Genomic DNA, 26,814 nt, shown 5'->3' on the forward strand with positions numbered 1-26,814 from the left:
GAGCGACCGTGTCTCACCACATCATCACTGCTACAATCGGGACACAACACAGGTTCTAATATCATTGGTCAGGACAGGAAAGACAACTCCTCTCATTCTCTCATTTCCACACGTCTAGAACATTGCCCAGTCTCCCTGGTGTGTTGGTGGGAGAATCGAAATTGTTAATAAACCAGTCTCTTGCAGATTTGTCAGGCACTGTCTATGCAGAACGTTGGAGATAGTAGATTGATTAATCAACCCGCCGTTACCAGAGAAACTCAGACGCGAAAGGCAGATCATCTAAGAATTTGTCTCGATGAGGATGTACAATTTCACTCCACGACGAATGGGTTGGAAGGCTACCGCTTTACTCACTGTTGTTTGCCGGAGTTAGATCAAAGTGAAGTTGATATATCAACAACATTTTTGGGAAAACAGCTTGGTGCGCCTTTGCTGATTTCTTCGATGACGGGGGGAACGGAACTGGCGAAGACGATTAATTATCGTCTAGCCGCTGCGGCGCAACGCTATAAACTGGCGATGGGCGTGGGTTCCCAGCGGGTGGCGGTAGAGAATCCCCAGGTTGCTTCAACTTTCGCCGTGCGATCGCTTGCTCCCGATATTGCCCTATTTGCTAACTTGGGCGCGGTGCAACTTAACTATACATACGGCATTGATGAGTGTCTGCGCTCAATTGACTTGCTAGAGGCAGACGCCCTGATTTTGCATCTCAATGCCTTGCAAGAGTGCATTCAACCCAGAGGCGACACCAATTTTCGAGGCTTGCTTGACAAAATTAAAATTTTATGCCATAAGTTACCAGTACCAGTGATTGTCAAAGAGGTGGGAAATGGCATCTCAGCTGCGATCGCGCAGAAGTTGATTGATGCGGGTGTGAGCGCCATTGACGTTGCCGGTGCCGGTGGGACATCATGGGCAAAGGTGGAGAGTGAACGGGCTGAAAATGCCCAACAGCGCCGTTTAGGATTAACATTTGCTGATTGGGGTTTGCCCACAGCAGAATGCATTACCAGTATTCGAGCCATTGCCCCAAATATTCCCTTGATTGCTTCCGGGGGATTACGCAACGGTCTAGAAGTGGCAAAAGCGATCGCGCTTGGAGCCGATCTCGCGGGTCTGGCGTGGCCCTTTCTCCAAGCAGCCGTGGAATCGGAAGACGCTCTTGATGCTTTAGTTGAAGTGTTAGTCGCTGAAATCACCACTGTATTATTCTGCACCGGCAATCCCACTTTGTCTGCTCTGAAACAGTCTGGCGCTTTGCAACCATTACGATAAATGTGTTGGGAATGGGAAAGTCATGAGTGAATTCAAAACTCAAAACTTTTACCCATTACCTTTTTCCCCATTACCCTAACCCCAGCCTAATGCGTAGTTTCCTAAAACAAACCTTTGCTAGCTTGCTTGGAAGCCTATTCGGACTCATCCTATTTTTTGGTTTGGGAACGACCGGGCTAATCTTGTTATTGATTGCGGTGGCATCTAAAGATACAGGACCGAAAGTTGAGGATAAATCGGTACTGGTGATCGATCAGTCGTTGACGATTACCGATAGCGATCCGATATCCAGCACCAGCGAGGCAATCGGCGAAGCTTTATCTGGTGAGGAAAATAATAGCGTGCGGCTGCGAACGGTTTTGGATGCCATTGAGCAGGCAACCAAGGATAAGCGGATTGTGGGCGTATATTTAGACGGCAGCGGTTCCTCTAGTTCTAGCACCGGCTTTGCCACGCTGAGGGAAATGCGTTCGGCGCTGGAGAAATTCCGCAAGTCTGGGAAAAAGATTGTTGCCTACAACATGGATTTGGGGAAACGGGAATATTATTTAAGCTCAGTGGCAGACACCATTGTGATGAACCCGCTGGGGACAATCGAAATGAACGGTCTGCGTTCTGAATCTATGTTCCTGACAGGAGCCTTGCAGAAATACGGGGTTGGGGTTCAGGTCATCCGGGTGGGGAAATATAAGTCAGCGGTAGAACCGTATGTACTCACTAAACTGAGTCCAGAGAACCGACAACAAACTCAGAATTTGTTGGGAGATTTGTGGGGAGACTTTCTGACAACGGTGAGCCAGAGTCGAAAATTAAACCCGAAACAGCTACAGGCGATCGCAGATACTCAAGGGGTGTTAACCGCACCAGATGCTAAAAAGCGCGGCTTTGTGGATCGGGTGGCGTATCTAGATCAGGTGGTGGCAGACCTGAAACAACTGACTGGCAGGACAGAAGAGAATAAATCATTTCGTCAAATTAGCCTCGCCACTTACGCCAAAGCAACTCAAACTGAGGGTAAAAATCGCACTTCTGACAACAAAATTGCCCTACTTTACGCCGAAGGTGAAATAGTGGACGGCGAAGGTGGCTCCCGGCAAGTGGGAGGCGATCGCTTTGCCAGACAGCTGCGACGGCTGCGACTCGATAAAGATGTGAAGGCAGTCGTGCTGCGGGTGAATAGTCCCGGCGGCAGCGCCTCGGCGTCTGAGGTGATTCAGCGAGAGGTGCGGCTCACTCGTCAGGTGAAGCCAGTCATCGTTTCTATGGGCGATGTGGCAGCATCCGGTGGCTACTGGATTTCTACCTATGCCAACCAGATTTACGCCGAACCAAATACCATCACTGGCTCGATTGGGGTATTTGGGATGCTGCTCAATTTCCAAAAGCTGGCTAATAATAATGGCATCACCTGGGATGTCGTCAAAACTTCCAAATTTGCTGACAGCAACACGGTTTCTCGTCCCAAAACGCCTCAAGAGTTAGCGATTTATCAGCGATTTGTCAACCAGATTTACGGTCAGTTCCTCACCAAAGTTGCGGATTCTCGAAAACTCTCAAAGCAGAAAGTCGCTGAGATTGCCCAAGGACGAGTGTGGTCGGGTCAAGATGCCAAGCAACTGGGACTGGTTGATGAGATTGGCGGCATTGATGATGCGATCAAATCTGCTGCCGTTACCGCTAAACTGGGTGAAAATTGGGAGCTGGAAGAGTACCCCAAAGTTCGCAGTCTGGAACAACGCATTTTGAAACAGTTTGCGGGTGGCGAAAATGCCCAAATCAAGAAACCAGCCGATCTGCTGAGTGCAGAACTCCTCAAGTTACAAGAGGAATTGACAACTCTCAAAACAATGAACGATCCCAGAGGTATCTACGCCCGTTTGCCTTATAATTTGCGAATTGATTAGTGCAACGTCCGGAATAGGTAGTTGAAAATGTGGAATATACGGTAACAGTCTGCCGATAGGTAGAGTAGACTGAACGAAATAGCCTACCAAAAAATTAAAAGCATCTATCTATGGATAGAAAATCTAACCGCTTTGTCCTGCTCTTGGTTTCTTGTAGTGCTGCTGGCATCCTTGTGGGAGGCGTCTCCAATTGGATAGATAGTCATCAGTGTCTGCAAGCCACAACTCCTACCAATGAATGCTTGATGCAAGACCCCACGAGCCGAACAATTCAAGGAATGTGTATGGGTTTGATAGCAGGAGCAGGAGCAGCACTGGGTGCTACTTTGCAGCTAAAGCGGCAAGAAAATTAGGAAGTTTGTTCTTGGTAATGGAAGTATCGCTAATTGATAAGAGATATCGAACAATTAGCCATACTTTCATTCGCTTACTTAAAATTGATAATGGCGATCGCTTACCCAGAAGCTAATCGGTACTGCACGACCTTGGGCATCCACCTTCGCTTCCACCACGATTGCTTGCCGTTTTCTGCCCCATTGGGCTTGATTAATATCCTGGTTAATTTCATCCCGCTGTGCTTCTGGCATATAGTAGCTTTCTAAGCCGTAATCGATGGAGTTACCGCTAGATTTGCCCTTTAAAGCTATCTGATTCGCAGGCAAAGATTTGGGCATCTTGCTACTTACCCGCACGGGTTTCCAAGCTTGGGGAGAATTGGTTTTAGCAGCAGCAGGCGCTGCTAAAATCACGTAGAAGCGAATTCCGGTCGGTAAAGAATTTAAGGGCGGTACGGACGGCGGCAAATCGGTCGCTTTTGCTTCGAGGTGTTGTTTCACTAACGCTTTCCAACCCGGAAGCGATCGCAAATTCTCTTGACGAGAGATGTTATAGCTTAGCGTCTGCGAATAGCCACGCAAGAAGTCGTAAGGGTCTACGGGAACCGTCTTGAGAACGACCGTTTTCCCTGTGAGGGTAGTATAAAGTGGCTGGGCAGGTGCGGCAAGAACAATCGCCGTTTGCAACAGGAGAGGCACCCAGAGTCTCCAGGCAGGCAATCGCTTTGGAAGTCGATGCTGCTCTATGAGTGTAGAATCTATTGAAGATGATTGAGAAGTTTGGCTCATTAAAAATCCTCTGATTCAATTTTTAATTTCCAGCGTGCGGACATAGCGCTCGAACCAAAGCCCGATAGCGATCGCCGTGACACCGCACAGAATAAACAGCAGGGATTTGAAGACTAATCCCGTCGCAGACAGCACAAACCAGGTCAGAATTCGCAGAATTAATAGCATCATGCCCCCCCAGAAGGCGCTGCGTTCTGCTTGTGCTAGCCCTTCGCGCATCAACCCCGCCGCCAACAAGAACAACAGCACATTGCCAATAAAAGTGGCAAGCAGGGGAATTGGCTGGACGGTGAGATGCCAAACAGGTATCCCCGCCATGAAGCAGATGAAGACACCGATGGCAATTGTGGTCAGAATTTCCTCCCGACGAGTGCGAGGGCTTCTGGAAAGCCACACCAGACGCAACCACGCAAAGATTGCCAAACCACTCAAAATCAATACATCCACGAGGGGAAACCAGGTGACTCTCGCGGATTGCTCCGCAGAAGACATTTTGAATAAAACACCCCAGAACCAAAGCGAGGACGACAGATAAAGTACGACGCCTAGGAATACCAGCGCCAAACGACGGGCGAGGGGTCTAAAGGAACCTCCCCAGCTTCCCCCTTGCCAAGAGGCGGCTGGGGGGATTTGGTGGTTTGGCTTTGGAACCCGATTTAAGTCACTGTAGACCCACAGGGAGTCATCATAGCCCCACAACAGCGCGGGGGGCAGTGCCAACGCGATCGCTAATACTAAACCTGTAGATTTCAGGGAAAATAGATTAAATAGTCCTAAGCTGAGCGGTCGGAGGTTGGCTTCCAAGGAAGAAATGACTGCGATCGCTCCCAGTCCAAAAATAACCCGCGAACGACACCAGTATGCCAGCGGCACAAACATCAAGCTTGCCAACAGCGGCATATGTTGTCCCATCTGGGATGACCAAGAAAACTCCTCATAATAGTAGGAATTTGACCAGCTTGCTCCTTCCCAGTTCCACCAAAAACTCCAGTAACCCAACCCGATAATGATAATCGCCAGCACGCTCAAGGAAGTCAAACGCAGGCTGTAAGCCATTGCTAGCACACCTACTCCCCAAGCTAGTAATAACTCATAGAAGGAGCTACTGATGTGAAACATCTGACCCATCAGCCCCATATTCGCCCCTAAAATTATTGCTCCTAACAGCAAGAATCCATGACCGAGACGCTGTTGCGCCCCATTCGGACGCCGCCACAGATAAAAACCAGCAGTATTTACCCCGATAAACAAACTCAGTAGCAGCGTCACCTTGCCATTTCGCGGCAACTCCTGCCAGTTCGCAGCCACAAAACTAATTGTCCCCAACCCGATGAGGATACTCCCCAAGCCTAACAAGATCATCACAAAGCGATCGCGGGCAGCAGTCTCCAGGCTATTAAATTGATAACGCTCTGATAACTGTTCGTATAGTTGAGCATCAATCAGCCCCTCAGTTCGCCAAAGATTTGCTTCCTGACGTAACTGACGGCGAAATTTATCTGAAACCATAACCCTCAATTACAATCCGCTCTGTAATCTGACTTTCCTAACTATAAACTTAGTTTTAACGCCCTCCCATCATTCAATTCAAGGGGATGTGACAGTTAGATTTACTATCTACAGATGGAAAAACCTTCTAATTTCCTACTTAAACTCAGTCGGCGTCTATTCGATGACTCAGGCGAACAAGCAAAATTTGTTAAAGCCTTAATTCATCCTTAACCTTTTCCTATTTGCATTCTTTGGTGTCAGGAAAAACTTTAGCTCTAGAACTACTTATTTTCAATGAGGTCATCAGTAATTGGGTGAGGTACACCTGTAAGGGCTTTCGCATTCTTGCAGATAAACTCTCGGTTGAATGGCACTGAAATAAGCCAAAATTCCGTAGGCTGGGCCCTTGGAACGAAACCCAGCAACCTCTATAGGAAGTTGGGTTTCACTATCGTACCGCTTCCTTCGTACCGCTACGCGGAAGCAAGCTACAACCATTCCCTACAGCTTAAGTCAGTGCCATTCAACTCTCGGTTAATCCAATATTTTAAACAAGAATGCTTCGCCCCTACTCACTCACAACCCTAATTGCTGTATTTCATCCAAATGAGAAACGTTATAGCTCACCCAGTATTTAAAAATAAAATTTAAACGCAGAGGAATAGAGGTAGCCATTCTTTGCGTACCGAAAGCGTAAACCTTTGCTTCCTTTGCGTTAAAAAACTTAAAGCTGAGTAGCAGATGCTTAATAACTGGTAGTTGATAAAATTTCTAACTCTTTATATCCAGTCTGCTCGTCAATTGTTCTTAAAAAAGTGAATTCTTCGCTAGCTCCGATGACAATTTCGGCGGTTGTATAGATAATACAGCCTTCCATTAAATGTCCACCAATAGTTTTGCCTTCCTTATTAGCGATCGCAATATGCAGGTGGATGCCGGTAGTTGCCAGGGTACCATTGAGAGAAAGAATTTCAAAGTTATCGTTAAAAGCTGTACTATACCTGTGATTTGCCAAGCGAATAATTGCCTTTTTTAAACTACCAATTCCGGTTAAGATAAAGCCAGCTTGAATATTTTGCTGAGTTGCAAAATCTTGTAAACTTAGTTTTAAATCTTGCTGTGGCTTGAGTCGAATAGCAAATACTTTCATTAATTAAAGACTGGTAAATATACTGGTATTACTGGGCTAATTACTAATTATATCGGTAATTCCACGATACCCGTCATGAATTGCCATTCCTAAGATATGCGTAAAGGCTTCTACTTTATATTAATAGGATGCAAACTGTGCCTGAATTGCCACCTCAGTGTCAAAATCTGAAAGAACAGGTCGAGACTATACTACAACTGTTGCATCAGGAGCCGTCTCTGCGATCGCAAGATGTTACACCCGTGCAGACATCCCTTGGTAAAGCGATTTCTCCTAAGTTTGAGATTGTGTTTGCTGGGGCATTTAGTGCGGGTAAATCTATGCTAATTAACGCTCTGTTAGAGCGGGAATTGCTTTACAGTGCAGAGGGACACGCTACAGGCACGGAATGTTATATCGAGTATGCCGAACCCGATAAAGAACGAGTGGTGCTGACATTTCTGAGTGAGGTGGAAATTCGGGAACAGGCAAGTGCGCTGTCTCAGCTGCTGGGATTAGGGACAGCTAGTAATATTAATCAGCCTGAAGTGATTCAATTGCTACGCGATGGATGCACAGCGATTATCGAGATCGAGGGTGGAGAAAGTAAATCAGAAAGAGCAAAACAAGCGAATGCGCTGATGTTGTTGCTGGAGGGATTCGTAGCAAATCGCGATCGCATCCAAACTGTCAGCAATGCTACATATCCTATGGAGCAGTTTAACTTCTCCAATCTCCAACAAGCAGCAGATTACGCTCGTCGCGGCAAAAATAGTGCAGTTTTGAAGCGGATTGAATATCACTGCAACCATCCCCTCTTGAAAGATGGCAACATAATCGTCGATACGCCGGGGATTGATGCGCCAGTTGAGCGAGATGCTCAGCTAACTTACGACAAGATTAAGCACCCCGACACCTCAGCCGTGGCTTGCATCCTCAAGTATGCCAAAGATGGGGACATGACGAAGGAAGAAACGGAACTCCTAGAAACGATGCGGGGGAATCCGGGAATACGCGATCGCGTGTTCTATGTCTTCAACTACATTGATATCACTTGGTTCAAGCCAGAACTGCGGCGACGGTTGGATAATTTGATTAGTTCGCAGTTTCAGCCTCCCACCCGGTTTTATAAAACCAGTGGGTTACTAGGATTTTATGGTAGCCTGCTGAGAGTTGCAGGCGATCGCAATAATCTCTGGGGGTTAGATACCTTCTTAGCAGGTGCAGAAGAACCTCACCCCTTTGTTAGCGAGTTTAATAATTACTGTGCCAACTCTGGCAAGCTGTCTTCAACTCAGTTCCGGACAGAAGTTCGTGGTTGGGAATCACCAAATCAAAACTATGTACGGATTCTCAACGAATGGGGTAAGCCACTCATAGAGCAGCTAATTAAAGATAGCGGGATTGAGGAATTTCGCACTGCTATCACCGACTATCTGACTAAAGAGAAGCGTCCTCAACTGTTTAAAAATCTGGCTGACGATCTCGAAGACGTGTGCATTAGCCTAAAGAAATATTACCAATCTGCACTGCGCGATTTGGATAGCCAACCCCGCGAAATTGAGGCAATGAAGACGCAGGAATTACAACGCCTCAACCAGCAGTTACAGCAAATTGGTCAAGAATTTCACCAACATATCACAGAAGAATTAAATCAGGTTGTGACAGGTCAATCTAGTGCTTTCGAGGGAGATTTTCGCCAACTACAATCTCGGATGGTTCGTCGTTTAGATGAGTTGCTGGATACTTTCTCGGTTGCAGATGCTTATAGTCGCGCCATCCTTAGCCATCCCCGCAATTCTACAGCACCTTTGATTGCCGTTTTAGTTGAGGCGCTTTATTACTTGGCGAATCAACTAGAGGATATCTTGAAAGAGTCTTGTCAGGAAGTAGTTACCAACCTATTCCAGTGTTTAATTGAACGAGTTCGGAAATCTGAATACTATCGGCAACTGTATCGTTTGCTAGGCAATGATGGCGGGATTGAGCAAAAGTTAAAAGAGATAGAAAAACAGATTCATCATGCTTTAAAGAATGCAGCGAGTGACGAATGCAATCGTTATGTCCGCGAAAGTCCTAAGTTTTACGATGAAGACACATTTTCCATTTATCAATTCCGACAAACCTTATCGCAAACTTCTCAAAGCTACGGTTGTGAAAGCATGATAGCAGCAGAACCGGCAATTCGTCAGTTGTTGAAGTTAGATTTTGAGCCAAAAGTTAAAGCAACAATTAGTAGCGGTTTTCCAGCAACCGTTAATCAAACTCTCACTACTAATTTATTGCCAATGGCAGCGCATCAAGCTGATGAAATATTACAGCAATACACTCAGGCTCGTGCTTATTTAGAGCAAACGCTAGAACAAGAAGCTGAGGAGAAAATTGCTAATAATCGTCGGCTCCAAAGTACAGTTGAGCAAAAAATTGCTGCTTACAACTTTGCGGTTGAAAGTATCAACGGTTGTTTGCAGGCGATAGGATTGTATGATCGTCAACTGCCTGTAATTGCTCAATCTGACGTTATCCCAGTTTCGCCTAATCCAGAAACTTTCAATGGCAGTACAAATGATAACGATGTTGTTAACTCATCTAAAGTAACAGACGCTGTGAACCTTTAAAGTTAAGGCATAGATATCTTGGTAATTGTGCCAGGATATTCAGATTACATCTGTTAGTCCGTTTCAACGGACTTTCGCTATTAGCCTTGAACTTGAGTTCAAGGCGGGATGGCAGGAAAGGCGATCAACCGCCAGGGAATTAATTCCCACAGCGAGTAGCTAAAGTCGGCTTAAGCCGACTGAAGAATTGTTCAAAACAAAACTTTAAGGACGAAAATTGATATGGAAGAGAATTCATATCTGCAAAACTGTGGTAACGATGATGTTTTGTCATTCAACGATACTTTATTTAAGGTAGGTAAAATTAGGTATGCAGTGAAGCTTGCATTTACAGAACCAAGATATGTACCAGATATTTTATATGTTGCTTTACAGCAAAACGGAATCCAAATAAATCCAAAATTTTGGTTAAATAATGGTGTAGATTGTGAAGTTTTAAAGTTGGGTGCTAAAAGCTGGCAAAAAGGCAAATTTAGAATCAGAGTAAATGTAGAGTTTATTCCTGATGAATTAGAAATCCCCCAAACCGAGTCGCCGCTTGACGATCTTCGTAAGATGATTAACTAAGAAAACAGCACTATAATTCATCAGCAAAAACCCTGGATGAATATAATTCCAGGGGGAGAAGCAGGATTTTAGCACTACCTATGAATGCTTGTCTCATCGGAGGTTGTGTAACTCCTCTCGCAACACGCGGCGCAAAATTTGTTCTAATGATTCTTCGCGGTGCTGAATGTATTCGCGTAGTGCTTTATTAATCAAACTTTGATAATTTCCTCCACCTACTGCGTGTACTTGGCTGCGGAACCATTCTAGAATGTCATCATCAAGTCGAATGGTAATGCGGGTTTTGCCAGGTGAAGTTGGATCGATGGCACCCTGCTTGCCTTGGCTGAAATCGTACTCTGGTTTCATCATTTATTCCTCGTACATTTTACGTTTACTTTTGGTTGTTTTACGTGCTGAGATAATCGGAATTTTTTCCTCCCGATATGTGTAAACCACGACGAGAATTTGTCCTAAACCATTCATGCCAATTGTGACAAACCGTTCTTCATCAGGATGATCGTCGAAAATAGTAATCGCTTGTATTTGATGGCAGCTATCCTTGTGTATCAAATTCCTAAACAAAACCCCCTGGAGTTGCATTCCTCCAGGGGATAAAGATTACAGTTGCTGATCCTATTTACCGCTATAGTAAAAAGCGATTTCTTTTTCTTTCAGCGGCGCAAAGTCGGCGTCGATTAGCATCTGGTTGAGTTCTTCCTGGGGAATATGCTTAGCACCGATGCGAACAATTCTAGAACGCATGGTATTGGATACGCCGCTGCGCTGCCGCCCAGCTTCCAGCCCCATTACTTTTGTGTATAATTCTAGTTTGGGTGTTGGAATCGGGGAACCGTCAAAATCAATTCCCTGCGCGATCGCTACATCAATCGCATCAGCACCTGTAGTTGTTTGATTGTCTGGATTCATTGCAGCGTGGGATCGTGTTTACAAGAGCATTTTATGACTAAAACGCCCAGAATTCGCATCCCGCCAGAAGTCAGGAAGTATGTGTTTGAGCGCGATCGCTATCAGTGCCAAAGTTGTGGCAAAATGGCGCTAGAAGCAAACCTCACGATTGACCACATCATACCGCTCTCTCGTGGCGGTTCCAATGACATCAGCAATCTGCACACCCTCTGTCTCCCTTGTAACCAGCGCAAAACCAACCATTTAGATCCTCGGTTCCGGCGTTATTTCGATCTTTAACCCGGAAAACACACCCGATCCCTTTTTGAAGAATATACTTTCCGTGCCGCCAAGAGTTTTCAGTTGGTAGGCAGAAAAAAACCGCCTCTAGCATGAGTCAGGGCGGTCTTCCTAAGCAATCGGAGGGTAGATAATAGATTACGCTGATGATTTTGTATCTTACTGTAACAGAATTTACCGAATCTGCCTCAAAATTGTTTATTTGATGGCTTTCCAAACCCAGTTTCTATAGAAACCGAGTTTTTTTATTAGCAAACTCTTATCGTCCTGCGTAGGCGTTCATTGGTTCCTTGATAAACCGGATATAAAGATGCCTGAACGTAGACTTAATCACGCGAGGCATGGCAAAGTCGATAGGCATCATGTTAGTAGGCAGTTGCCAATCCAGCACCTTTAGATTCTCCGGATGCAGTTGGGGAAAGTCAATTTTCTCCAGATTTGTGCAAAGTCCTAACCTCATGGAAGCCGCCACAGTAGGGACGTTGAGAGGATCTACATTGAGGATTTCTACAATCGCACGATCTAGGGCAAACACATCAGCCGATGCCGCTAAAATGCCTAAGAAGCGAGGTTCGCCACCGCTGGGGCCGTTACCTTCATGCCCGATAATTCCATCTAAAATCGTTAGGGTGGGATTAATTGCCCTTGCGGTTTCTACTAACATTTCCCCAAATCGGACGCTATCTTTCCCCGCTTCCATGTGCCACCAGGCTTTCATTTTTCCCGGTACGCAGCCGAATAAATTTTTGACGCCCATTGTCATCGTTAGCTGACAGTGGGATTTCAATTTAGGCAGGTTTATTACCACATCTGCATCCATTGCTTCTTTGCACAGCAACAGATGGTTGAATCCTTCGCTAACGGTTTGGTAACGCTTCCCTGTAAATTCCACTAGCGGCAGATTGAGTTCTTCCATGAGGGGAAGATAACCATTTGCCTTTGCCACACCCATTGCACTGCCAAACGCGGGACTATCCCCCAGGAAAGGCTTGCCACCCGCTTCTTGTACCAGTTTGGCAACACAGTGAACCAGTTCGGGACGGGTGACGCATTCTTGACTCGGATGCCCGCCAGTGAGTAAATTGGGCTTGAGGAGAACGCGATCGCCTGCTTTTACAAAAACTTTGATTCCTCCCAACGGTTCCAGCAAACTTTCCACGGATTCTCGCAATAATTGCCGATCGTAGGAATTAGCGCGAATTAAACTAACGGAAGGTTTCATGATTCTGAATTTGGGATTTAGGATTGAGCCAATACAAGAATTTTGAACTTTCAATTAAAGCGAGAATTGCCAGTCTCCAATTCTCTATGAAGACCTGGCAATTTTCAATCTAAAATCTCAACTCGTCAGCGATTGCTGCCACGAGTCAGGGCAGTTACCCGCTGGACATTCGAGAAGACATCTTCTCCCTGGAGGTGAGGAATCGGGGGCTTCACCTCAACTTTGATAATATTGGAGGTGTTAATAAAAACTGTTTCTTCAGCTAAATGGAGAATCCACCAGGATTTATCTAAAAGCCGACGGACTTCTTGCCGAATTTCCTGCTTCGTTTCTAAGCCTTCCTCTACTGACTCATAGATAGTAAAGGATTCTGTGTGACCATCAATATAGTGAAAAGTCAACTGGGTCAAACCATCATGACTATGCATCGAAAGAGACTCCTGGTTAGAAAGTAGAGACGCGATTTATCGCGTCTGATTTATCGCGTCTGATTTATCGCGTCTGATTTATCGCGTCTGATTTATCGCGTCTGATTTATCGCGTCTGAGTTTTGAATGATTAACTCTGGACTTTTAGATAGATGCAAATTTTGGTGTATCTACAACTCCGGACGCTGCACTCCTGACATGGCACTCATTTCCTCTAAGTCTAAGACCTTGGCTAGTTCTTCGGAACTCATCAAACCTCGTTCTAGGACAATTTGCCGCAAGGATTTGCCAGTTTCTAGAGATTCTTTGGCAACAGCAGCCGCATTCAGATAGCCGATGTGGGGATTGAGGGCGGTGACGAGGGCGAGGCTTCCTTCTGCATAGGCAAGGCAGCGATCGCGGTTGGCGGTAATTCCCTCCAAACAACGCTGCGTCAGTGCGCTTAAGGTATTGCCCAAAATTTCAATACTGTGAATCAAGTTATAGGCAATCAGCGGCATCATCACATTTAACTCTAACTGTCCCGCTTGGGCGGCTAAAGCGATCGCATTGTCGTACCCCATCACCTGAAAACACACCATCGAAGTCATTTCTGCCATCACCGGGTTATATTTCCCTGGCATAATCGACGATCCAGGCTGTACTGGCGGTAGCTGAATTTCCTTTAAACCTGTTTTTGGTCCGGAATCCATCAGCCGTAAGTCATGGGATATCTTGACGCAATCCTGGGCTAAGTTCCGCAGGCTACCGGAAACGCTGACAAAAGGTGCCATACTCTGCATTGCCGCCATCAGATGAGGGGCTGGGCGCAAGGGTTGATCGATTAATTCTGATAATAATTGGGCAACGCGATCGCCATATTGGGGATGGGTATTTAACCCAGTTCCCGCCGCACTTCCACCCAAACCCAGCGCCATTAAATCTTCAGACGCCCTCTCGATGCGAATCATGTGTTCTGCGAGAATTTGCCCCCAAGCGCGGAAGTTTTCGCCCAGTCGCACGGGTACGGCGTCTTGCAGATGGGTTCTTCCAGATTTGACAATATCCTGAAATTCCTCAGCTTTGTTATCTAAAGCAGCGATCGCATCGGATAAGGCTGGGTATAGCGTCCTCTCCAGCGCCACCAGCGCCCCAATCCGAATCGCCGTGGGAATTACATCGTTAGTAGATTGACCGTAATTGACATGATCGTTGGGGCTGACGCGCTGGTAATTGCCCTTTTTATCCCCCAGCAGTTCCAGCGCCCGATTCGCCAGCACTTCATTGATATTCATGTGGTGCGAAGTCCCCGCACCCGCCTGGTAGACATCCACGACAAACTGATCGCGGAACTTCCCGGCAAGCACTTCATCCGCCGCCTGAACAATCACCTGACTGATTTCTTTGGGAATGCAGCCAAGTTCCCCATTGGCGATCGCTGCGGCTTTCTTAATCAGCACGCAGGCATCGACATAAGTGGGCAACGGCTTAATTCCACTAATCGGGAAATTTTCCATCGCCCGCAGCGTCTGAATACCGTAGTAAACGTTATCCAAGATTTGGCGATCGCCCATTGAGTCGCGTTCGATGCGGTAGGTTTCACCTATCTGTTGAGTCATGTTAGTTGTCCTTTTAGCTGAAATCATCCCATGTCTAGCCGGGGGATTTGAGGAGTCAGTCTCAAGATTTGGCAGTAAAATTCTTTTCCAGCAGGGATTACGCTATACCGCCGCCCCAGAAATTTTACATTGCCCACAGCGGCTGAATGTCTTACCCAGACTTCATCTGGAACTTATTGTTCTTGCTTTGAATCTATTTTAGGAAGGGATTTGCCGTCTTGATGTTGAGTTATGTTAGTGTTTTGGGAATCTTAAACATAAGATCCTCCTAAAGCAAGATGCAAGATTTTATGGGTCAAACTATTACTCTCGAAGCAGAATTCTTTTTCCAACAAGGACTACGCCAGCTTCAGTCGGCAAAATATGAAGCGGCGATCGCTTGTTTAGACAGCGCCCTCAAGTGCGAACCCCATTACCCCGATGCCCTATCGCAACGGGGTTTCGCCCTAGGGAATTTAGGTCGCCACGAGGAAGCGATCGCCAGCTTCGACTACGCCTTGTCAATTCAACCCGATGCTTCTTGGGTTTGGTTCAACCGGGGCATTGCGCTGGGGAAATTAGGTCGCTACGAACAGGCGCTCAACAGCTTTGATCGCGCCATTGAATTTAACCCGGATGCTGCCGCTGCTTGGCACAACCGGGGCATTACCTTGATTGACTGGGGTTTCTATGAAAAAGCGGTCGCCAGCTTTGACCGCACCCTGAAGCTGCGCCCAGACGCCTACTGGGCATGGTACAACCGAGGCAATGCTCTTGCCCAACTCAATCATTACGAACAGGCAATTCACAGCTATGACCGAGCGATTGAGTTTAAACCAGATTCCGGCAATGCTTGGTATAACCGGGGCATTACCCTAAATGACTGGGGTCTTTATGAAAAGGCAATTTCCAGCTTCCAGAGAAGTCTGGAAATTAATTCGGAATACTACAAAGCTTGGTTCAGCCAAGCCATTGCTCTAGGGAAATTAGGTCGCTACGAAGAAGCGATCGCTGCTTGCGATAAAGCGTTAGAACTTCAGTTTGACTACCCCACCGCCTGGTATAACAAAGCTTGCTACTATGCCTTGCTGGGCAATGTCGAGCAGACAGTCCACAACTTGCAACAAGCGATTCATCTGAGTGCAGAAAAATATTGGGAAATGGCGAAATACGACTCAGATTTTGACGCGATTCGCGGTCAGGATTTGTTTGAGGCGCTGCTGGAAGCACCAAAGTTTTGATCCAGTTTTATTGCTCATTCCCCTTCCATGTAGGGTTGGAGATAGGGGAGCATCCCGATGACAGCAAATATACGCCCACAGCCTAGAAGCCTGGAGCTAGAAGAACGAAGCCTGACGAGAGCAGGCTTTATATTAGCCTGCGAAGGCAGACTTTGTTTGTTTAGCCGCGACTTTAGTCGTCGGACATTTTTACTATTCCTATTCCTCTAGAAGCAACCGTTAGGATTGGGGTAAGAAACCGATCGCAATCCTCCGCCGAGGACAAAATTATATGGAAGCTGAAATTCTATTTCGCCAGGGCATGAACTGTTTAGAGTCCAGAGACTTTGAAACAGCGATCGCGCATTTTGAATGCGCGATCCAGCGCCTCCCTCATCATGCAGATGCTTGGGCTTGCCGGGGCCTAGCGCTGGGACACTTAAAACGCTACCCAGAATCGATTGATAGCTTTGATAGAGCCTTAGAATTCAATCCTGATGATGTTCGTATCTGGTTAAACCGAGGGATTGCGCTGGATGAGTGGGGGCAACATGAAAGAGCGATCGCTAACTATGACCGATTACTAGAGATTGAATCAGACCACTACGAAGCTTGGGCAAATAAAGGGAATACTCTAGTTATTTTAGGGCGAAATCAAGAAGCGATCGCCTGCTATGACAGAGCGATTAAAATTAACGCAGACTATTACAAAGCCCTCAGCAATCGAGGCAATGCCCTAATTAATTTGGGTAAACATCAACGGGCAATCTCTAGTTATAAAAAAGCGTTAAAAATTAATCCTGACGATCCAGAAGTATGGTATAATCTGGGCTGCGCTTTAATGGTTTCAGGTAGCGATAAAGACGCGATCGCATCTTATGACAAAGCGATAGAAATCAAGGCAGATCATCTGGGTGCCTGGATGAATCGCGGTACAGTGCTGTCTAAATTGGGTAGCCAAAAAGAAGCACTAGCCTGTTATGACAAGGCGATAGAAATTCAGCCGAACGAGACTCAGGCTTGGAACAACCGGGGCTTAATCTTGCGGAGATTGGGGCAAGTGAAAGAAGCGATCGCCTGCTATGACAAAGCCGTAGAATGCGGTCCTAATAATTATGAAGCCTGGGACAATCGGGGTTACGCCCTAATCAAATTGGGTAAGTATCGAGAAGCGATGGCGAGTATCGACAAATCCCTCGAAATCAAACCCAATCATGCTAACGGCATCTACAATAAAGGTTACTGTTACGCTTTTCAAGGAAAAGTAACATTAGCCGTCGATTATTTGCAACAGGCAATTCAGATAAATCGTCCTAAATATCTACCAGCAGCTCAAACCGATCCAGATTTGGATTGCTTGCGAAAAAATAAGCGGTTTCAGCTTTTAATTGGGGATATTAGGGAATAAGAAGTTTCCGCCGAGTCCTTTAAAAAGGATAAGTTAGGATCTGGGGAAGAGCGCGATCGCATATATACCCAGATGACTAATCAGGCTCTTTACATTTTGCTCCAGCAAGCACAGGACTTTTTAGAAACCATTCTAAAATTTATCAAGGCAATATGTCGTTACAACTCACAATCAACTACCCAGAGACACTTCCCGATGCCTTGCAACAGACCCAGGAACAGTTTGAGCAAGAAGCGAAGATGGCTATGGCAGTTAAGCTGTTTGAAATGAAACGCATTTCTTCAGGCATGGCAGCTACATTAGTGGGCACAGATAGAGTCTCTTTTTTGCTGAATTTGCATCGTTATCGGGTAGCTATGATCGATTTAACAGAAGAGGAACTTTTATCCGATCTAGAAAATGCCTGAGACTGAAAGAATTGTCATCAACACGGCACCGCTTATTGCTTTGGTGGCTGCTGTGGGTGATTTAAATATTTTGCGATCGCTCTACGATCAAGTATTGGTTCCTTTTGAAGTATGCCAAGAGATTCTGGCAGGTGGTACTACAGGATTTGCAGTAGCAGAATTTGAGGCTGCAAGTTGGCTGCAAAAATGGTCAATTCCCCTTGCGATATCCCCCATTTTGATAAATTCACTGGATCGAGGCGAGGCAGCTGTCATTCAGATGGCAATGAATCAAGGTATTCAAACCGTCTGCATCGACGAAGCCGTTGGTAGGCGGATTGCTAGATTAAGCGGTCTTTCACTAACAGGTTCTATAGGTATTTTGCTGCGTGCCAAGCGAGACGGGTATCTAGTTTCAATGCAGCAAGCTATCGAGCGCATGAGAAATAGAGGTATCCGACTGAGTGAAACTGTCGTCGCTTTTGCGCTTGAGCAAGCTGGGGAAAGTGACATATCGTGAACGGTGGTTGGACGTATATTTGTTGCTGTCTGCGCCACACTATAGAAAACGAGCATTAACAGCGAATCATGCAGACTCTGGAAAAGACTCACCCCAAACTTCAAGAACTCAGAACTCGCCTTACCGAAATTGACGATATCAATTCAGCGTCTTCTCTACTCTACTGGGATCAAGCAACCTATATGCCGCCAGGGGGTGCAGCGGCGAGGGGGCGTCAGATGGCGACTCTCAGGCAAATTGCCCACACCAAGTTTAGCGATCCAGCGATCGCGCAACTGTTGGAAGATTTGCGCCCCTATGAGGAAAGCTTGCCCTATGACTCCGATGAAGCCAGCCTAATTCGTGTCACCAGACGCAGCTACGATCGCGCGGTGCGGGTGCCAGCAGATTTTATGGCAAAAATGTCTCTCCACCGAACTCAGTCTTATGGTGCTTGGGCAAAAGCGCGTCCGGAAAATAACTTTGCCGCCGTGCAGCCTTATCTGGAAAAAACGCTAGAACTGTGCCGCAACTATGCCAATTTTTTCCCTGGCTACGAGCATATTGCAGATCCGCTGATTGACGGTGCCGATTACGGCATGAAGGCTTCAACCGTGCGATCGCTCTTTGCTGAACTCCGTCAAGAACTGGTTCCAATTGTAAATGCGATCGCTTCTCAGCCGATTGCCGATGATACTTGCTTGCGCCAATCTTTCTCAGAAGCCGAACAGCTAGCGTTTAGCTTAAAGGTAATCGAACAGATTGGGTATGACTTCCAACGGGGGCGGCAAGATAAAACACTGCACCCATTTATGACCAATTTCTCGATTGGGGATGTGCGAATTACTACCCGCGTCTACGAGAACGATCTAGGGCAGGCACTGTTTAGCAGCATTCACGAGATGGGACACGCCTTGTACGAGCAAGGGATTAACTTAGAATATGAAGGGACGCCTTTAGCCAGGGGCACCTCATCTGGCGTGCATGAAAGCCAATCGCGGTTGTGGGAAAATTTGGTGGGACGCAGCCGCAACTTCTGGAAATTCTGCTATCCGCAACTGCAAGCAGCTTTCCCAAATCAACTCAGTAATGTATCCCTAGAGACATTCTACCGGGCGATTAATAAAGTCGAGCGATCGCTCATCCGCACCGACGCCGACGAAGTCACCTACAACCTGCACGTCATGATCCGCTTTGACTTAGAATTGGCGCTACTGGAAGGCAACCTGGCAGTGCGCGATCTCCCGGAAGCTTGGAGAGAACGCTACAAATCTGACTTGGGTGTTGTCCCCCCCAGCGACAGCGTTGGCGTCATGCAGGATGTCCATTGGTACACTGGCAGCATCGGCGGAATGTTTCAGGGATATACCCTTGGCAACATGATGAGCGCCCAGTTTTTTGAAGCAGCACTGAAGGCGAATCCCCAAATTCCCACCGAAATCGAGCAAGGGAATTTCAGCACTCTACATAATTGGCTGAGAGAGAATATTTACCAACATGGACGGAAGTATACCGCCGCTGAAATTATCGAGCGCGTCACTGGCAATTCTTTAAGCATCAACCCCTTCATTCGTTATATTCAGCAAAAATACGGAGAAATTTACGCTTTGTGATACACAATAGCGTCAAAAGAAGCTAGGCTAGGCATATCCTAGCCGATTCACTCTTAAGAAAGATGAAGGGTGAATTAATTTTGCCTTGAGGCTTACTCCTTCCACCTTCCGAAGGGCGTCACTAGGAAAAACATTTTGTAATTTAGTCTTTGTGAATGTTCTTGAATTAATCTAGGGAGTTGTCATGTCCGATCTGATTCAGGCTGTTCTAGAGAGTGATGAAAAAATCGATCTGCGCCAATTTGTTAGTGAGTTACGCCAACAGGACAAGCCGTATTTACTGAGAAACGACATTCTCAACGCTTTTTCCGAATACTGCACAAATCATCAGAAGCCTGAACATTTTGATCAATCCTCCCATTTAGGAAAATTAATTTACTACACTCAAGAAATTATTCGTGAGGAGGGAAACATCTGTTTGATCGTCCGCCCAACCATTGCTTCTCAAGAAATCTATCGGTTAACGGAAGATTTAAGCGTCGAACCAATGACGGTGCAAGAACTGCTGGATGTACGCGATCGCCTGGTGAATCGCTTCCATCCTCAGGAAGGCGACATCCTAGAACTCGATTTTCAACCATTTTATGACTATACTCCGACAATTCGCGACCCTAAAAATATTGGTAAGGGGGTGCAGTATCTCAACCGCTATTTATCGAGCAAACTCTTTCAAGACCCCGGACAATGGCTGGAGAGCTTATATAAATTCTTAAGCGTCCACTCCTACAACAATCTGCAACTGCTGATCAACGGGCGGATTCAATCGCAGCAGCAACTCTCTAAGCGCGTCAAACAAGCTTTGGCATTTTTGGGCGATCGCCCTTCTGAGCAACGCTACGAAGAATTTCGGTATGATTTGCAAGGAATGGGCTTTGAGCCTGGGTGGGGAAACACCGCCGGACGGGTGCGGGAAACTCTGGAAATTCTTGATGAACTCCTCGACTCCCCCGATCACCAGACTCTAGAAGCCTTTCTCTCCCGGATTCCAATGGTCTTCCGGATTGTCCTAGTGTCTCCCCACGGTTGGTTTGGGCAAGAAGGCGTCTTGGGGCGTCCAGATACTGGCGGGCAGGTCGTTTACGTCCTCGACCAAGCCAAGAGTCTCGAACAGCAGATGCAAGAAGACCTCTCACTGGCTGGGTTGGATATCCTGGGTGTTGAGCCAAAGGTGATCATTCTCTCTCGCCTGATTCCCAATAGCGATGGTACTTTGTGTAACCAACGCCTGGAAAAAGTCCACGACACAGAAAATGCCTGGATTTTGCGGGTGCCTTTGCGCGAGTTTAATCCCAACGTGACTCAAAACTGGATCTCCCGGTTTGAGTTTTGGCCTTATCTAGAAAGCTACGCCATCGATTCGGAAAAAGAACTGCTGGCAGAATTTCATGGTAAGCCCGACTTAATTGTCGGAAATTATTCCGACGGCAATTTAGTGGCATTTCTACTGGCGCGTCGCTTGAAAGTGACTCAGTGCAACATTGCCCACGCTTTAGAAAAATCTAAATATCTTTTCAGTAACCTCTACTGGAACGATTTGGACGAAAAGTATCATTTCTCCCTACAATTCACCGCCGATTTAATTGCAATGAATGCGGCAAATTTCATCATTAGCAGCACTTATCAAGAAATTGTCGGGACGCCGGATAGTGTGGGACAGTATGAGTCTTACAAGTGTTTCACAATGCCGGATTTGTACCATGTAGTGAGTGGAATTGAGCTATTTAGCCCCAAATTCAACGTGGTGCCGCCTGGGGTAAATGAGAAAGCTTATTTTCCCTATTCGCGTACCGAAGATCGGACACCGAGCGATCGCGCCCGTCTCGATGAAATGCTCTTTACCCTCGAAGATCCATCCCAGATATTTGGGAAGTTGGACGACCCCAACAAGCGTCCCCTCTTCTCAATGGCACGTCTCGACCGAATTAAAAACCTCACCGGCTTGGCTGAGTGTTTTGGTAAGAACGAAGCGTTACAAGAACATTGCAACTTAATTTTAGTTGCTGGGAAATTGCGTGTTGAGGAATCAACCGATAACGAAGAAAAAGACGAAATTGTCAAGCTTTACCAGATCGTTGAACAGTACAATCTACAAGGCAAAATTCGCTGGCTGGGCGTGCGCCTTTCTAAAACCGATTCCGGTGAAATTTATCGCGTGATTGCCGATCGCCAAGGTGTCTTTGTTCAACCGGCGCTGTTTGAAGCTTTTGGTTTGACAATTTTGGAGGCGATGATTTCTGGTTTACCGACATTTGCCACTCAGTTTGGTGGTCCCTTAGAGATTATTCAGGATAAGTTTAATGGGTTCTACATTAACCCGACGAATCTTGAAGATATGGCAGAAAAAATTCTGGAGTTTGTCTCTAAGTGCGACCAGAATCCTAACTACTGGTATGAAATTTCCACGCGAGCCATTGACCGAGTTTATAGCGCCTATACGTGGAAGATTCACACAAGCAAACTGCTATCTTTAGCTCGGATTTACGGCTTCTGGAATCATACTTCTAAGGAAAACCGCGAAGATTTGCTGCGTTACATTGAGGCGTTGTTCTATTTAATTTACAAGCCGAGAGCGCAAAAACTGTTGGAACAGCAGATGCAGCGATAGGGAGTTGGCTCCCAGCTAGAAGCGTTTTGTAGGGGCAATTCCCCTGTGGTTGCCCCCAGATGTGGTGATATTGCGTAAGTCCTGAGTATAATTACTGGGGTTCCCAGAAGGTAATTGTTCCGTCAAAGTTACCACTAACAAGAGTCTGACCGTTTGGGGTGAAAGCGAGTGAGGAGACGACGCTAAAAGACCCTGTAAGAGGATTGATTGCATTGCCAGTTTGCAAATTAAACAGGTTTAGAGTGCCCTCCGATCCGCCTAAGGCACTTGCAAGTATCCGACCATTCGGATGCAAAGCGACAGCATTCACGAAAACGATGCCTGAATCTTTAATCGGTGTAGAGATGAGTTCGCCGGTTTGCAGATTCCAGATTTTGACGATTTGATTATAACTCTCGCTGACAAGGGTTTTGCTATCTCGACCAAAAGCGATCGCTCTGACAGCTTCTCCATTATTGAGGGTGCGAATGGGTTTGCCTGCCCTAAGATCCCATAGTTGGATCGTACTGTCTTCATTCCCACTGGCGAGAGTTTTTCCATCGGGACTGAAAGCGACCATTAAATTCGACTGAGGAGATCCCTGGAAGCTGTAGATTAATTTACCCGTGCGTGCATTCCACACTTCAATCTCTGCGTTCCGTGCAGTCGTGTTCCAGCTACCAATGGCAAGGCGTTCTCCATCCGGGCTAAAGGCGAGAGATTTAACGTACCAATCCTGCTTGATAGTCCGAATTACCTTGCCAGTTTTTAAATTCCACAGTTTCAGCGATCCATCGTTGGTCGCACTACTGCTGGCGAGGGTTTGTCCGTTAGGACTAATAGCAAGTGCCCAAATGGTGTCAGTATGCCCAGTTAGGGCGCGAATTAGTTGACCCGTTTTTAGATTCCATACTTTGATCGTGCCATCATCGCTTCCACTAGCGATTAGCTGTCCATTGGCGCTTATAGCGATCGCTCCCACGCTCCCTGAATGCGCTTCTATGGTGCGAATCGGTCGCACATTTTGCCAAGTGTTGGCGGGTGCTTGAGCTGTTAAGGTGGAGATTGGAGTGAGCGGCTGAGATACTGCTTTGAACATAGGCATTGCGGAAATGCCAATCGTTGTCACCACTGCGATCGCCGTGAAAACTTTAGCGGAAATTTGCTTATTTGTCATTTTAGTATATTGGGAAACAACGCACACCACAAAAATGTGTTGCTCTACACTGAGACGTTGTTGATTTCATCCGTGTGCCCGAAATTATAAAATTTATGTAATCTTTCTATTGCAAATTCTTTCAAAATATGCATCCGCCACGAAAGCGATCGCCCTGACTTTTCCCAATCCGGAAAATTCGCTAGAAGCCATGCTCAGTCAAAGTTTGAAGAATTGTTGGAAAAATTAGATGCCAAGCGTCCCATTCCGGAATCCGTTGTGCTATCTTAATAAGTGAGAATAAATTCGGTTGCAGTGTTTGTTTATAGTATTGATAGGTGTTTTCCTTTTGGACTTGACAGGCTTCTCTCCGAAACTCAAATCTCTACACCCCTCTGATTTTGGAGACAATCTATGTCTATTTATGTAGGCAACTTATCCTACGAAGTTACGCAAGAAGACCTCACTGGAGTTTTTGCAGAATATGGTTCTGTAAAGCGCGTCCAGCTACCCACTGACCGGGAAACAGGTCGTCTACGCGGCTTTGGCTTTGTAGAAATGGGTACAGAAGCTGAAGAAACAGCTGCCATTGAAGCCCTTGACGGTGCTGAATGGATGGGTCGCGACTTGAAAGTTAACAAGGCGAAGCCCAAAGAAGATAGAGGCCCATCTGGTGGTGGTGGTGGTCGCGGAAACAACAGCTTTTCTCGCCGCTACTAAGCTTTAGAAGCTAAACCCTTTTAGTTTGTGTTTGCAAAAGCTGACACGAAAAAGGCTGAGTAATCTGTAAGCACAATTAGTTTCAGTTACTCGTATTTAATTTACAAAGGCTTAAGCATTTATGCTTAAGCCTTTTTCTTTGGAGGCAGGTATCTGAAGTCTGGCGATTCAAGATGCACGTCAATGAGCGACACTTATAGCAGTTCTCCTTTGGATACAAGTACAGTTTAACCCCATCCCCACTCTCTGCTTTTCGGTGAGGAGGTTGGGAGGTAGATTCCTTTTTAAAATATAGATTTAAAGTGAATGGCACTGACGTCAGGAGCCTGGAAATAAATTTCACAGCGAGAAGCTATGTCAAGCTAAAGCTTACTGAGTAAGCTTTAAACCCGTTGAAACTCACATCTTGCACCAGTTGCAATAGCCCTCCAGGGGTTTAAACCCTACAGCTTATAGCTCAGGACTCGCCGCACATCACCACATCTGAGGGCAACCACAGGGGGATTGCCCCTACAAAACGCTGTATGTATAAGCTTTGCGTAAGTCCTGAGCTCAAGTCCACGTTTCGTGGACTGGGAAAGAATTTCAGTCCATTTCAATGGACTTGAGCTATGAGCCTTGAACTTGAGTTCAAGGCGGACTTTGTTTACTGAGAATGGTGCAATATCTCACTTGAAACGGGTTGCGAACTTTTAGCCCAAACTTTAGTTTAGGGCAAAAGTTCAGTGCGATTCAATTTAAAGTCCCTGCGTCCGCCAAATTCTGACCTTTTTGTCATAACTACCAGTTGCAATCGTCTGTCCATCGGGGCTGATGGAGAGGGAATAAATCGCACTAGAATCACCCGTGAGGGTTGTAATTTGTTGCCCAGTTTTCAGGCTCCAAATTTTAATTGTTCTGTCCTCGCTACCACTGGCGAGAAACTGCCCATCCGAACTAATAGCAACTGCATAAACCATGTCTGAATGCCCTCTAAGGCGACCCATGAGACGACCTGTGGTCATATCCCAAAGGTAGATGGTTTTGTCAAAACTCCCACTTATGAGCGTCTGTCCATCTGGGGTGATTGCCAAGGAATGAACCGCATTTGTATGCTTTTTGAGGGTACGGATTAACTGACCTGTGGCTAGATTCCAAACTTTGATCGTTTTGTCCTCAGAACCACTCACTAGGGTCTGCCCATCTGGGGTGAAGGCAACAACATCAATCCCATTAGAATGTCCCGTGAGGCTTAAGATTTGCTCGCCGGAGGTCAGATTCCAAATCTTGATCGTGTCGTCCTTACTCCCACTGGCAATAAACTGTCCGTCGGGGCTAAAAACGACCGAATCAATTGAGCTAGAATGCCCTCTGAGGGTGCGGATTACTTGACCTGTAGCAAGATTCCAAATTTTGATCGTACTATCTTGAGAGCCACTGGCGAGAAGCTGCCCATTAGGGCTATACGCAATTGTGTAAATTGGTTTGAAATGCCCCGTAAGGGTACCAATTTCTTGTCCGCTGGCAAGATTCCAAATTTTGATCGTGTTGTCAGAACTGCCACTGGCTAAAGTCGTTCCATCGGGGCTGATGGCGACAGCATTTACCCAATCAGAATGCCCTCTAAGGGTGCGTTCTAGTTGAGCGTTTTCCCAAGCGTTTAAGTTCGCTACTGCAACAGAAGCATCGATTGGGGCCGCGTATGCCTTGATGTTGCTTGGTGGAATTGTAACGCTAGTAGCGATGACTGTAGCGATCGCGCCTATCGTACCGAATAAAGTCCTAGTTTGAGCAGAAAACATAAAAATAACAGATGAATGGGAAGAAACTTTGCACATCTGCTGAAATATGAGCAGTAATTGCAGAATTTTAGGGGTCGTCTCTTAATATAGATGGCGATACCCGCTCCGCACACTCTCTGCGGTCAGAAGCTGCATTCTGAGTGGAAATTTATCGATTTTCTGCACAGTTGAGACTCCCGATCAAACAACCAGCGCGTGAAGCTGCGCGATCGCGTAAGCGAATCGCCCTAGGACTTCTAGAGCGATCGCGCTGGTTGAAAGTTCCATCTTCGGTGCGAGGGATGGAGGTTAAAAGTATCACCACAACATCCCGATTCGGCAACTTCTTAGTGAGGTACCTTGCTCAACTCAAACCAAGTCCGAGAACCAACAACGCCATCTGCTACCAAATTATGGGAGCTTTGGAAGCTTTTCACAACATTCTGCGTATTTGATCCGAAAACACCATCGGGAATCAACTGTAGGACTTTCTGAAGGGTTTTCACGGCTTCACCACGGCTACCCAGTCTCAGTTCTGGCATATCAACGGGGGCACCAGAGTAAAGAGCTTGCCACGTCTTAGCGCCAACAATCCCATCTTCTACTAGAAAGACGCGGTGCTGGAAAGCTTTCACGGCATTTTCGACGGGGAGGTCAAACACATCATCGAAAGGAGTGGCATAATAGCCCCAATGAGCGAGTAGTTGTTGTAGTTCTACCACTGCGCGATCGCGGGAACCTCTACGCAGAACTGGCTTTTTAATGGCATTTGTAGCAGCGGCTTGAGGAGTCATGGCTTCAAATTGATTGGTTGATTGCATGATGAATTTTCCTGGGAAGTGTTGTTTCTACTGTTCCAATCTACTGATGGCAGTCCCACTTCCCCTTCGCCCTGCTAGGTGTATTTAAACTCACCTTAACCGCTCATCCATTTGTATGAGG

At 46.4% G+C, this 26,814-nt stretch carries 27 protein-coding genes; 13 read left to right on the forward strand and 14 right to left on the reverse strand.

The window, feature by feature from the left end; all coding sequences use genetic code 11:
* Window positions 1-65, reverse strand: a 65-nt coding sequence (locus tag ACFW2W_RS01000) for an IS1 family transposase (RefSeq protein WP_378172274.1), incomplete at its 3' end; no start/stop codon positions are given.
* Between the two features lie 139 nt (window positions 66-204).
* On the opposite strand from ACFW2W_RS01000, the gene fni reads away from it, so the two are divergent.
* From fni to ACFW2W_RS01015, 3 genes are all read left to right on the forward strand, one after another.
* Window positions 205-1,278: a type 2 isopentenyl-diphosphate Delta-isomerase gene (gene fni / locus ACFW2W_RS01005; RefSeq protein ID WP_378172116.1), complete on the forward strand. Its 1,074-nt coding sequence runs from the start codon at window positions 205-207 to the stop codon at window positions 1,276-1,278.
* Window positions 1,279-1,367: 89 nt separating this feature from the next.
* Window positions 1,368-3,182 (forward strand): signal peptide peptidase SppA, encoded by a 1,815-nt coding sequence (gene sppA / locus ACFW2W_RS01010; RefSeq protein WP_378172119.1) that lies wholly within the window; start codon window positions 1,368-1,370, stop codon window positions 3,180-3,182.
* Between the two features lie 110 nt (window positions 3,183-3,292).
* Window positions 3,293-3,535, forward strand: coding sequence for a hypothetical protein (locus ACFW2W_RS01015; RefSeq protein WP_378172122.1), 243 nt, complete (start codon window positions 3,293-3,295; stop codon window positions 3,533-3,535).
* A gap of 78 nt (window positions 3,536-3,613) precedes the next feature.
* Here the strand turns inward: ACFW2W_RS01015 and ACFW2W_RS01020 are convergent, their stop codons facing one another.
* From ACFW2W_RS01020 to ACFW2W_RS01030, 3 genes are all read right to left on the reverse strand, one after another.
* Window positions 3,614-4,306 (reverse strand): GDYXXLXY domain-containing protein, encoded by a 693-nt coding sequence (locus ACFW2W_RS01020; RefSeq protein ID WP_378172124.1) that lies wholly within the window; start codon window positions 4,304-4,306, stop codon window positions 3,614-3,616.
* A 15-nt stretch (window positions 4,307-4,321) separates the two neighbouring features.
* Window positions 4,322-5,815: a DUF2157 domain-containing protein gene (locus ACFW2W_RS01025; RefSeq protein WP_378172127.1), complete on the reverse strand. Its 1,494-nt coding sequence runs from the start codon at window positions 5,813-5,815 to the stop codon at window positions 4,322-4,324.
* Window positions 5,816-6,542: 727 nt separating this feature from the next.
* Window positions 6,543-6,947, reverse strand: a complete 405-nt coding sequence (locus tag ACFW2W_RS01030; protein WP_378172130.1) for a PPC domain-containing DNA-binding protein — start codon at window positions 6,945-6,947, stop codon at window positions 6,543-6,545.
* A gap of 137 nt (window positions 6,948-7,084) precedes the next feature.
* Between ACFW2W_RS01030 and ACFW2W_RS01035 the strand changes: the two genes are divergently transcribed.
* Together ACFW2W_RS01035 and ACFW2W_RS01040 are read left to right on the forward strand one after the other, a co-directional pair.
* Window positions 7,085-9,544, forward strand: a complete 2,460-nt coding sequence (locus ACFW2W_RS01035) for a dynamin family protein (RefSeq protein WP_378172276.1) — start codon at window positions 7,085-7,087, stop codon at window positions 9,542-9,544.
* A 222-nt stretch (window positions 9,545-9,766) separates the two neighbouring features.
* Window positions 9,767-10,111 (forward strand): KGK domain-containing protein, encoded by a 345-nt coding sequence (locus tag ACFW2W_RS01040; protein ID WP_378172134.1) that lies wholly within the window; start codon window positions 9,767-9,769, stop codon window positions 10,109-10,111.
* A 93-nt stretch (window positions 10,112-10,204) separates the two neighbouring features.
* Here ACFW2W_RS01040 and ACFW2W_RS01045 read toward each other — a convergent pair whose 3' ends face one another.
* From ACFW2W_RS01045 to ACFW2W_RS01055, 3 genes are read right to left on the reverse strand one after another with little or no spacing between them, the layout of a single operon-like run.
* On the reverse strand, window positions 10,205-10,459 hold the full coding sequence (locus tag ACFW2W_RS01045; RefSeq protein ID WP_378172279.1) for a BrnA antitoxin family protein: 255 nt from the start codon (window positions 10,457-10,459) through the stop codon (window positions 10,205-10,207).
* A 3-nt stretch (window positions 10,460-10,462) separates the two neighbouring features.
* Complete coding sequence (locus ACFW2W_RS01050) at window positions 10,463-10,693, reverse strand: BrnT family toxin (protein WP_378172137.1); 231 nt, start codon at window positions 10,691-10,693, stop codon at window positions 10,463-10,465.
* Window positions 10,694-10,726: 33 nt separating this feature from the next.
* Window positions 10,727-11,020 (reverse strand): DUF4090 family protein, encoded by a 294-nt coding sequence (locus tag ACFW2W_RS01055; RefSeq protein ID WP_190410805.1) that lies wholly within the window; start codon window positions 11,018-11,020, stop codon window positions 10,727-10,729.
* Between the two features lie 33 nt (window positions 11,021-11,053).
* Here ACFW2W_RS01055 and ACFW2W_RS01060 point away from each other — a divergent pair, with 33 nt between their 5' ends.
* Window positions 11,054-11,299: an HNH endonuclease gene (locus tag ACFW2W_RS01060; RefSeq protein WP_378172141.1), complete on the forward strand. Its 246-nt coding sequence runs from the start codon at window positions 11,054-11,056 to the stop codon at window positions 11,297-11,299.
* Between the two features lie 259 nt (window positions 11,300-11,558).
* Here ACFW2W_RS01060 and ACFW2W_RS01065 read toward each other — a convergent pair whose 3' ends face one another.
* From ACFW2W_RS01065 to ACFW2W_RS01075, 3 genes are all read right to left on the reverse strand, one after another.
* Window positions 11,559-12,521, reverse strand: coding sequence for a DUF362 domain-containing protein (locus ACFW2W_RS01065; protein WP_378172144.1), 963 nt, complete (start codon window positions 12,519-12,521; stop codon window positions 11,559-11,561).
* A 125-nt stretch (window positions 12,522-12,646) separates the two neighbouring features.
* Window positions 12,647-12,949 carry a hypothetical protein gene (locus tag ACFW2W_RS01070; RefSeq protein WP_378172147.1) on the reverse strand — a complete coding sequence of 101 codons (303 nt, stop codon included), beginning with the start codon at window positions 12,947-12,949 and terminating at the stop codon, window positions 12,647-12,649.
* A 170-nt stretch (window positions 12,950-13,119) separates the two neighbouring features.
* The gene (locus tag ACFW2W_RS01075) at window positions 13,120-14,547 is read right to left on the reverse strand and encodes an aspartate ammonia-lyase (protein WP_378172150.1); all 1,428 of its coding nucleotides are present in this window, start codon (window positions 14,545-14,547) and stop codon (window positions 13,120-13,122) included.
* Between the two features lie 290 nt (window positions 14,548-14,837).
* On the opposite strand from ACFW2W_RS01075, the gene ACFW2W_RS01080 reads away from it, so the two are divergent.
* From ACFW2W_RS01080 to ACFW2W_RS01105, 6 genes are all read left to right on the forward strand, one after another.
* Window positions 14,838-15,767 carry a tetratricopeptide repeat protein gene (locus ACFW2W_RS01080; RefSeq protein WP_378172153.1) on the forward strand — a complete coding sequence of 310 codons (930 nt, stop codon included), beginning with the start codon at window positions 14,838-14,840 and terminating at the stop codon, window positions 15,765-15,767.
* A 271-nt stretch (window positions 15,768-16,038) separates the two neighbouring features.
* A complete protein-coding gene (locus tag ACFW2W_RS01085; RefSeq protein ID WP_378172156.1) occupies window positions 16,039-17,154 on the forward strand; it encodes a tetratricopeptide repeat protein in 1,116 nt (371 codons plus the stop codon).
* Between the two features lie 152 nt (window positions 17,155-17,306).
* On the forward strand, window positions 17,307-17,561 hold the full coding sequence (locus tag ACFW2W_RS01090; protein ID WP_378172159.1) for a UPF0175 family protein: 255 nt from the start codon (window positions 17,307-17,309) through the stop codon (window positions 17,559-17,561).
* Complete coding sequence (locus ACFW2W_RS01095) at window positions 17,554-18,060, forward strand: DUF3368 domain-containing protein (RefSeq protein WP_378172162.1); 507 nt, start codon at window positions 17,554-17,556, stop codon at window positions 18,058-18,060. Before ACFW2W_RS01090 ends, ACFW2W_RS01095 begins: the two co-directional genes overlap by 8 nt.
* 68 nt (window positions 18,061-18,128) lie before the next feature.
* Complete coding sequence (locus ACFW2W_RS01100) at window positions 18,129-19,652, forward strand: carboxypeptidase M32 (RefSeq protein WP_378172165.1); 1,524 nt, start codon at window positions 18,129-18,131, stop codon at window positions 19,650-19,652.
* Window positions 19,653-19,836: 184 nt separating this feature from the next.
* The gene (locus tag ACFW2W_RS01105; RefSeq protein WP_378172168.1) at window positions 19,837-22,257 is read left to right on the forward strand and encodes a sucrose synthase; all 2,421 of its coding nucleotides are present in this window, start codon (window positions 19,837-19,839) and stop codon (window positions 22,255-22,257) included.
* Between the two features lie 91 nt (window positions 22,258-22,348).
* On the opposite strand, the gene ACFW2W_RS01110 is transcribed toward ACFW2W_RS01105, so the two are convergent.
* On the reverse strand, window positions 22,349-23,413 hold the full coding sequence (locus tag ACFW2W_RS01110; protein ID WP_378172171.1) for a WD40 repeat domain-containing protein: 1,065 nt from the start codon (window positions 23,411-23,413) through the stop codon (window positions 22,349-22,351).
* Window positions 23,414-23,806: 393 nt separating this feature from the next.
* On the opposite strand from ACFW2W_RS01110, the gene ACFW2W_RS01115 reads away from it, so the two are divergent.
* On the forward strand, window positions 23,807-24,112 hold the full coding sequence (locus tag ACFW2W_RS01115) for an RNA recognition motif domain-containing protein (protein WP_378172174.1): 306 nt from the start codon (window positions 23,807-23,809) through the stop codon (window positions 24,110-24,112).
* 737 nt (window positions 24,113-24,849) lie between these two features.
* Here the strand turns inward: ACFW2W_RS01115 and ACFW2W_RS01120 are convergent.
* The 3 genes from ACFW2W_RS01120 to ACFW2W_RS01130 form a co-directional block, all read right to left on the reverse strand.
* Window positions 24,850-25,893 carry a WD40 repeat domain-containing protein gene (locus ACFW2W_RS01120; RefSeq protein WP_378172177.1) on the reverse strand — a complete coding sequence of 348 codons (1,044 nt, stop codon included), beginning with the start codon at window positions 25,891-25,893 and terminating at the stop codon, window positions 24,850-24,852.
* A gap of 148 nt (window positions 25,894-26,041) precedes the next feature.
* On the reverse strand, window positions 26,042-26,194 hold the full coding sequence (locus tag ACFW2W_RS01125; RefSeq protein WP_378172180.1) for a hypothetical protein: 153 nt from the start codon (window positions 26,192-26,194) through the stop codon (window positions 26,042-26,044).
* Window positions 26,195-26,219: 25 nt separating this feature from the next.
* Window positions 26,220-26,693 (reverse strand): peptidoglycan-binding protein, encoded by a 474-nt coding sequence (locus ACFW2W_RS01130; protein WP_378172182.1) that lies wholly within the window; start codon window positions 26,691-26,693, stop codon window positions 26,220-26,222.
* Between the last annotated feature and the right edge of the window lie 121 nt (window positions 26,694-26,814).

The sequence above is a fragment of the Coleofasciculus sp. H7-2 genome, assembly GCF_042747725.1.
Lineage (GTDB): Bacteria > Cyanobacteriota > Cyanobacteriia > Cyanobacteriales > FACHB-T130 > FACHB-T130.

Coding starts and splice junctions, on each gene's coding strand:
- ACFW2W_RS01045 (WP_378172279.1), bottom strand. CDS start 10,459: ATGAAACCAGAGTACGATTTCAGCCAAGGCAAGCAGGGTGCCATCGAT.
- ACFW2W_RS01020 (WP_378172124.1), bottom strand. CDS start 4,306: ATGAGCCAAACTTCTCAATCATCTTCAATAGATTCTACACTCATAGAG.
- ACFW2W_RS01015 (WP_378172122.1), top strand. CDS start 3,293: ATGGATAGAAAATCTAACCGCTTTGTCCTGCTCTTGGTTTCTTGTAGT.
- ACFW2W_RS01095 (WP_378172162.1), top strand. CDS start 17,554: ATGCCTGAGACTGAAAGAATTGTCATCAACACGGCACCGCTTATTGCT.
- ACFW2W_RS01120 (WP_378172177.1), bottom strand. CDS start 25,893: ATGTTTTCTGCTCAAACTAGGACTTTATTCGGTACGATAGGCGCGATC.
- fni (WP_378172116.1), top strand. CDS start 205: ATGCAGAACGTTGGAGATAGTAGATTGATTAATCAACCCGCCGTTACC.
- ACFW2W_RS01030 (WP_378172130.1), bottom strand. CDS start 6,947: ATGAAAGTATTTGCTATTCGACTCAAGCCACAGCAAGATTTAAAACTA.
- ACFW2W_RS01110 (WP_378172171.1), bottom strand. CDS start 23,413: ATGACAAATAAGCAAATTTCCGCTAAAGTTTTCACGGCGATCGCAGTG.
- ACFW2W_RS01085 (WP_378172156.1), top strand. CDS start 16,039: ATGGAAGCTGAAATTCTATTTCGCCAGGGCATGAACTGTTTAGAGTCC.
- ACFW2W_RS01070 (WP_378172147.1), bottom strand. CDS start 12,949: ATGCATAGTCATGATGGTTTGACCCAGTTGACTTTTCACTATATTGAT.
- ACFW2W_RS01040 (WP_378172134.1), top strand. CDS start 9,767: ATGGAAGAGAATTCATATCTGCAAAACTGTGGTAACGATGATGTTTTG.
- ACFW2W_RS01105 (WP_378172168.1), top strand. CDS start 19,837: ATGTCCGATCTGATTCAGGCTGTTCTAGAGAGTGATGAAAAAATCGAT.
- ACFW2W_RS01115 (WP_378172174.1), top strand. CDS start 23,807: ATGTCTATTTATGTAGGCAACTTATCCTACGAAGTTACGCAAGAAGAC.
- ACFW2W_RS01130 (WP_378172182.1), bottom strand. CDS start 26,693: ATGCAATCAACCAATCAATTTGAAGCCATGACTCCTCAAGCCGCTGCT.
- ACFW2W_RS01065 (WP_378172144.1), bottom strand. CDS start 12,521: ATGAAACCTTCCGTTAGTTTAATTCGCGCTAATTCCTACGATCGGCAA.
- ACFW2W_RS01090 (WP_378172159.1), top strand. CDS start 17,307: ATGTCGTTACAACTCACAATCAACTACCCAGAGACACTTCCCGATGCC.
- ACFW2W_RS01060 (WP_378172141.1), top strand. CDS start 11,054: ATGACTAAAACGCCCAGAATTCGCATCCCGCCAGAAGTCAGGAAGTAT.
- ACFW2W_RS01050 (WP_378172137.1), bottom strand. CDS start 10,693: ATGCAACTCCAGGGGGTTTTGTTTAGGAATTTGATACACAAGGATAGC.
- sppA (WP_378172119.1), top strand. CDS start 1,368: ATGCGTAGTTTCCTAAAACAAACCTTTGCTAGCTTGCTTGGAAGCCTA.
- ACFW2W_RS01025 (WP_378172127.1), bottom strand. CDS start 5,815: ATGGTTTCAGATAAATTTCGCCGTCAGTTACGTCAGGAAGCAAATCTT.
- ACFW2W_RS01080 (WP_378172153.1), top strand. CDS start 14,838: ATGGGTCAAACTATTACTCTCGAAGCAGAATTCTTTTTCCAACAAGGA.
- ACFW2W_RS01100 (WP_378172165.1), top strand. CDS start 18,129: ATGCAGACTCTGGAAAAGACTCACCCCAAACTTCAAGAACTCAGAACT.
- ACFW2W_RS01055 (WP_190410805.1), bottom strand. CDS start 11,020: ATGAATCCAGACAATCAAACAACTACAGGTGCTGATGCGATTGATGTA.
- ACFW2W_RS01075 (WP_378172150.1), bottom strand. CDS start 14,547: ATGACTCAACAGATAGGTGAAACCTACCGCATCGAACGCGACTCAATG.